Consider the following 6,061-nt stretch of genomic DNA (forward strand, 5'->3'; position numbering starts at 1 on the left):
GCGACCGCGGGCTCCTCACCCGGCTCGAGGATCCCGGCCGGCAGACTCCACCTGCCGTCGTCGGCGCGCCGTACCAGCAGGATCCGTTCTTCCCCGTCCAGCACCACGCCCGTGATACCGGGCAACCACAACAGATCGTGGCCGATCTTCTCGCGCAACTCGAGAATGAACTTCGGAGTCCCCATATCCACGACCCTATGCGACCTCCGGTGTCAGACGGTCGTGTACTTCGCCAGCAGCGCGTCCCGGGCGGCGGCCTTCTCGGCGGCCCACTGGGGATCCCAGCTGACGTTGCCGAAATGGATCACGCCCTGGCCGGAGCTGCGGAACGTCAGGCCATGGGTCTTCATCACCTGGGTGAGCAACCCGAGGGTGTCCCACCACTTTCCACCCCGCTCGCACTGAACCATCGCCGGCGACAACCCGAGGTTCTCCACGGTCGCGCGGAACGCCGGAGTGTTGCGGATCAGAGCACAGAACGGATGCACGCGGTCGTCCAGTTGGAGCTCCACTGCGAACTCGAAAGGAGCTGACCACTCACCGTCCGGCAGGCTGCGCAGCGACTCCCTGACCAGCGACACCGGGCGATCGGCGTCGGCGCCACCGGTGAAGTCGCTGCCGTCCGGGGTCAGCCATCTCGCTTGGACGGCGAACGCACCTCGGTCTGCCTCGAGCTCCCGGGCGAGCTCGTCGATGGTGCCGTCGGCGACGAAGCAGACGTCACAGTCCACCAGCAGGTACGCGTCGAACTCGTCGCCTTCCCCAGCTGCCAGAATCGCGTCGCGGAGGATCTCGCCGTGCGTGGTGAGTCCGGCCGTGGTGCTGTAGCCGGACTGCCGGATCTCGACGCCGGCGGCCCGGAAGCGGTCCAGCCGGTCCAGCTCGTCGGATTGGTTGTCGAGGACAACGACAGTCAGGTTGTCGCGGCCAGGATGGTGATGGAGCAGCGACTCCAGCAGCAGTTCGGCGTACGCGCTGGTGCCATGGTTCACGGTCAGCACGCAGATGCGCATCGAGTCCGACCTCCCCAGATCAGCCTTATCTGGGTGAGTGTTCAGGGTGTGGCGTCAGCTGTCGACTGGATTTACAGTCGGCGTCTGGCGGTGGAGGCCGGAGGCGAGGGCTGCTGAGAGGGCGAGGGCGCAGGTGGCTGTCATCGCGACGAGGACCTTGACGCCGGTCATGCCGGTGGCGATGTCCGTGCCGAGGATGATCAGGGTGGCGATCGCGAGGCTGGCCAGGCCGACCCAGATCAGCAGGGCGGCTCGTTTCTCCTGCTGGGCGATCGCGGCGTACACGACCAGCTGGAGGACGGCGTACGAGGAGCCGGCCAAGGCGAAGAGCCAGGCGATCGGGCCGACGGGGGCGTAGTCGCTACCGCCGACGACCTTCACCACGATGTCGGGGAGCGCCAGTGCGCCGAGGACTGTGCAGACGCCGAGCGCGGCGACCGCCTGGATCGCCCGGCGCAGGCGTTGGGTGTCGCCCGGCGCGGTCGCGAGGGACGGGAAGACCACGACGATCACGAACTGCGGCAGGAACAGGCAGGCCTTCGCCACGATCACGCCGGCCGCGTAGTAGCCGCTGTGCTGGGCGTCGAGCAGGCCGCGGGCCAGCAGTACGTCCGCGTTGGCGATGACGAAGAAGGCGAGCAGGGTGTGGGTGCCGTGCACCGTCTCCCGCAGTACCTCCTTGACCTGCGCCGGCGTACCACCGGACGAGCCGCGCAGCAGGAACCCACCCAGCAGAGCCGGTACTGCGGCGCCGATCGCGAGGCCGACCATCGCCGACGTCAGGCTCGGATGGACGAACAGCGCGCCACCACCGAAGACCAGGCGGCCGATACCGGTGGAGGTGTAGACCGCCGCGAGCTCGGTCCAGTTCTTGCCGCCCTGGAGCACGCCGAGCTGGGATCCCATCACGGTGAGGAAGCCGAGCGTCGGTGCGACCAGCAGGGCCGCCACCAGGGAATCGATGTGCAGCAGCCACATGAACAGCGGCGCCGCGACCAGGAAGACGGCCGTCAGGGCGAGCGCGGCCCGGCGCCCTGCCTTCAGCATGCTGTCCGCCAGAGCGGCCTCACCCGGCCCGACGTGGGTGGCGATCCGCCGCGCGCCGGAGGCCTGCAGGCCCAGGGACGCCACGTTCCCGATCAGCAACAGTCCCAGCAGTGCGGTCACCGCGCCGAACTGCTCCGGCACCAGCCGGTGCACCGCAATCAAGGTGAAACCGTAGGCCGCAACGTTCATGATGGCCATGCCGACCGCCACCACGGTGGCACTGCGGAGGAAAGCCAGCCTGGGGGCGGCGGCGGGCTGCTGCTCGGGCGTCGTGTCTGAGGTCATGCGGCTTCTGTTCTGCTGGTGGGCCGGTTCGTTCGGTAGGTTGCGCTGGGGCGGGGAAGGCTGACCGGGGCGGTGGGGTGGGGAAGGCAAGAGCAACAGCAACGGCAACAGTACTGCGAGGAGGCGGTCGTGGAGGGGGGTAACACCCGGCTGGGACGGCTGCTGCCGTGGTCCTGGCCGGTCCTGCTCACTGTGCTGATCACCGCTCCGCTGCTCGCTCCGGGGTTCGTGGTCGGCTACGACCTGGTCTTCGTGCCGGACCTCACGCTACGGCGTGATCTGTTCGGTGTCACAACTGCCTTACCCCGCGCAGTTCCCTCGGACGTGATCGTCGCGCTCCTCGATGAGGTCGTCGGCGGGCAGGTCCTGAACAAATCGGTGCTGCTCGCCGTGCCGTTACTGGCCGGCCTCGGCATGACCGCGCTGTGGCGCGAACTGCGCCTCGGCGGCCCCCTGGCAGGCTGCGCCGCCGTCACCCTCTTCATGTGGAACCCGTACGTCGTCGAACGCTGGCGGCTCGGCGCATGGGCCCTCCTCCTCGGGTACGCCGCCCTGCCGTGGCTGGTCCGTTCCGCGCTGAGGTTCCGACGAGGCGAGAGCCGCGGATGGGCCGGCGTCCTCATCGCCTCGGCGGCGTGCGCACTGACAGCTTCCGGCGGCATCACAGGTCTGCTGATTGCGGCCGCGATCGTGCTGTGGCCAGGTGATTCCAGGCCAAGAGACAACAAGAGATGGTCGTTGCTCGGTGGAGTACTGCTACTGAACTTGCCCTGGCTAGTAGCGGGCCTAGCTCGCACGAATGCTGCTACTACCGACCCAGCCTCGGTGACCGCCTTTGCAGCGCGCGACGAGGGCTACGGCGGCGTAGTACCGACCTTGCTCACCCTCGGCGGCGTCTGGAACGCGAACGTGGTTCCAACCACCCGGAGCGACCTCGTTCCCTTGGTGCTCGCCTTTGTAATGCTGCTCGCGTCCTGTGTCGGCGTAGTGATCTGGTGCCGTCGGGACCAGGTCGCGCTGGCCCTGGTTGTCGTCGCCGGGATAGCTGTCGTAGTAGCACTGGCCGGTGTCGTCGCGCCGGATGCCTTCGCCTGGGTGGTTGCGGAGATCCCCGGTGCAGGGCTGTTCCGCGACGGTCAGCGTTACCTCGGCCCGCTCGCGCTCCTCGAGGCCGTCGGCTTCGGAGCCGCAGCAGCCGCCGTACTGCGCGTCGCACCGCTGAAGTGGGTCGTCGGTGCGACAGCTGTACTTACGCCGATCGCCGCTCTACCGGCATTCGTCGCCGGGGGTGGTCTGAAGGTGTCGGACTATCCGGACGACTGGAAGCAGGCTAGGCAAGTGCTGGCGGCTGACCCGAGCTCCGGGGACTTCATCCCCTGGCCCTTCGAGTCCTATCGCGCGCCAGCCTGGAACGGGCGGCGGCCAGTGCTCGACCCGATGCCGCGCTACTTCACCCGGCCCGCGGTGGTTCCGGATGAGCTGATCGTGGGCGGCAATCGGCTGGCGGGGGAGGACCCGCGAGCGGCCGCAGTCGCGGATGCCCTGCGGACTGCGGTTCGTACCGGCGCTGACCCGACCTCGGTGCTGCTGCAGCAGGGGGTGCGCTGGGTGGTGATGGATCGAGAGGCCGGCGGACCGCAACCACGGCAGCTGATCCCCCAGCTGATCGAGGAGTTCAGCGGGCCGTCAGTAGCGGTCTACCGGATCGACGGAACGCCAACGCCACGAGGCGACCGGCCGTGGGCGCTTGCCCTCGTCTTCGCGGCCTGGACTGTCGCCGGGACCGTCGTCCTGATCGCCATAGCCAGCGCGGGTGCCGGGGCGAGTCGGGTCCGTTCCAGGCTGTAGCCGCAACCTCTAGCGAAGTTACTGGCCGGTTGTTACCATCCGGTTTACTTGTCGAGGAGGGGACACGTTTTCATGGGAACTTTGATCGGTGCGGCCATCGCCGTACTCGCCGGGATGGCCCTTGCCACTACCGCCGTCTTCGGGGTCGTGAACGAGGTGAAGGACAACCCAGCACCGCCGGCCGGACACCCCCAGGGCCAGGCCGACGTCCCGCTCGTCGATTACGGCGTCAAGTAGCACTCAGCTTCCTCAGCGGCCGGTCAGTAGAGATGCTGACCGGCCGTCCTGTGTGAAGTTGCCTGTCAGGATCCGATCGAACGAGCGCACAGTGGCCGGCCAGGTGAAGTTGCCGGCCGTCGCCAGGGCTCCCGCCGACAGTCGCCTCCGCAGCGCCTCCTCCCGCAACAGCTCGGCCAGCGCTGCCAGGAATTCGCACGGGCTGTCCACGAGCACCCCAGACAGTCCGTCATGCACGGACTCGGTCGGCCCTCCCGCACTCCGGTAGGCGACAGTCGGTACGCCGTGCCCGGCCGCCTCGCCTACGACCAACCCCCAGCCCTCCTTGAGACTGGGGAGAGCGAGCACCCACGCTTCGTCGTACGCAGCATGCTTGTCGGCCTCGCTCACGTGCCCGCGGAACTCCACAGCCTCTTGCAGCCCGCGCTCCGCGACATAAGCCCGCAGGGACTCTTCCCACCAACCAGAGCCGACTACAACCAGTCGCGCATCAGGCAGCTCGGCACGGACTTCGGCGATCGCATCTACAGCGTGCTCGATCTGCTTGTGCGGCACGATCCGCCCGACGCAAACCACGGTCGGCGCTGCAGCTTGCGGCAGCTGCCGGGCCGGCGCCGGATCAGTGCCGTTGTGTACGACGTCGACGCGAGCGGCGTCCACCCCTAGCTGGAGTAATTCGTCCCGAGAGGCTGAGGAGACCGTGACGTAGCGGCAGTCGCGATACAGCCGCGGCGCGACCCGGGACTCGAGCCACCAGCCGAACCGCCCTTGCCAGCCTGGGTAAACCACCTGCCACTGCTCCTGATGAACGTGATGCACGAGCACGACGACTCCAGTGCGACGTACGAGGCGGGTAAAGAATGGGAGACCGTTCTGCACGTCGACAACCCGGTCCGGGCGATGCAGCAAGGTGTGCCAGAGCCCCCGGAGATAGACGGTGACTTTGCTGCCGCGATAGAGGTACCGGACCTCGTCCCGGCGTGCCTCCCGCGGACTACCTGGATAGGCCGCACACAGCACTGTGACCGACCACCCCAGCACTGCAAGGCCTCTTGCAACCTCCTCCACGAAGCGCTCTGACCCCCCACCTTCCGGATTCGTCGTGTCCCGCCAATTCAGCAAAAGCACGCTCTGTCCACGCACCCGCAACGACCCACCCTCTATCGGCCCTACCCCCGGGTAATGGGGCGCGAGGTTACCAGGGAGTAACGATGTCCGCCAGAGGTCGCGATATCGGTTATCGTCCCGCCTGTGTCCGAAGCGATTTCGAGCCCTCGACAAGCCGCGAGATGGTCCGCCGATGTGGGCCGCGCGGTGCGGTTGTTCCGCGCTTTCGGGGTCGAGCAGACGGACCCGGACCGCTTCTACGGGACGCTGGCCGCGGACTCGGTCGGTCAGCTTTCGTCGTACGTCGAACTGCGGGGCGCGAGGATGCTCGACGTCGGTGGCGGCCCCGGGTACTTCGCCGACGCGTTCCGGGCGGCGGGTGCCACCTACTACGCGATCGACGCCGATCTCGGCGAGCTCAGCGGCCGGGGTGAACCGGTCGAGGGCACGGTCCTCGGCAGTGGGATGGCCCTGCCGATCGGGGACGAGCAGGTTGACATCTGCTTCTCCTCGAATGTCCTGGA

The 6,061-nt window shown here is 67.9% G+C and carries 7 protein-coding genes; 3 read left to right on the top strand and 4 right to left on the bottom strand.

The annotated features are described in order from the left end of the window. From VFG33_RS30455 to VFG33_RS30465, 3 genes are all read right to left on the bottom strand, one after another. Nucleotides 1-185: NUDIX domain-containing protein (locus VFG33_RS30455; protein ID WP_325056436.1), on the bottom strand; the 185-nt coding region annotated here is incomplete at its 3' end. Between the two features lie 27 nt (nucleotides 186-212). Continuing rightward, nucleotides 213-1,013: a glycosyltransferase family protein gene (locus VFG33_RS30460; RefSeq protein WP_325056437.1), complete on the bottom strand. Its 801-nt coding sequence runs from the start codon at nucleotides 1,011-1,013 to the stop codon at nucleotides 213-215. Between the two features lie 54 nt (nucleotides 1,014-1,067). Beyond that, nucleotides 1,068-2,345, bottom strand: a complete 1,278-nt coding sequence (locus VFG33_RS30465; protein WP_325056438.1) for a lipopolysaccharide biosynthesis protein — start codon at nucleotides 2,343-2,345, stop codon at nucleotides 1,068-1,070. Between the two features lie 129 nt (nucleotides 2,346-2,474). On the opposite strand from VFG33_RS30465, the gene VFG33_RS30470 reads away from it, so the two are divergent. Beyond that, nucleotides 2,475-4,193, top strand: coding sequence for an MmpA family trehalose lipid delivery protein (locus VFG33_RS30470; protein WP_325056439.1), 1,719 nt, complete (start codon nucleotides 2,475-2,477; stop codon nucleotides 4,191-4,193). Nucleotides 4,194-4,265: 72 nt separating this feature from the next. After that, complete coding sequence (locus tag VFG33_RS30475; protein ID WP_325056440.1) at nucleotides 4,266-4,430, top strand: DUF2613 family protein; 165 nt, start codon at nucleotides 4,266-4,268, stop codon at nucleotides 4,428-4,430. Between the two features lie 12 nt (nucleotides 4,431-4,442). Here VFG33_RS30475 and VFG33_RS30480 read toward each other — a convergent pair whose 3' ends face one another. Beyond that, on the bottom strand, nucleotides 4,443-5,573 hold the full coding sequence (locus tag VFG33_RS30480; RefSeq protein ID WP_325056441.1) for a glycosyltransferase family 4 protein: 1,131 nt from the start codon (nucleotides 5,571-5,573) through the stop codon (nucleotides 4,443-4,445). 108 nt (nucleotides 5,574-5,681) lie between these two features. Between VFG33_RS30480 and VFG33_RS30485 the strand changes: the two genes are divergently transcribed. Next, on the top strand, nucleotides 5,682-6,061 hold a 380-nt coding region (locus VFG33_RS30485; protein WP_325056442.1), incomplete at its 3' end, for a class I SAM-dependent methyltransferase.

The sequence above is a fragment of the Kribbella sp. genome, assembly GCF_035687465.1.
Classification (GTDB): domain Bacteria; phylum Actinomycetota; class Actinomycetes; order Propionibacteriales; family Kribbellaceae; genus Kribbella.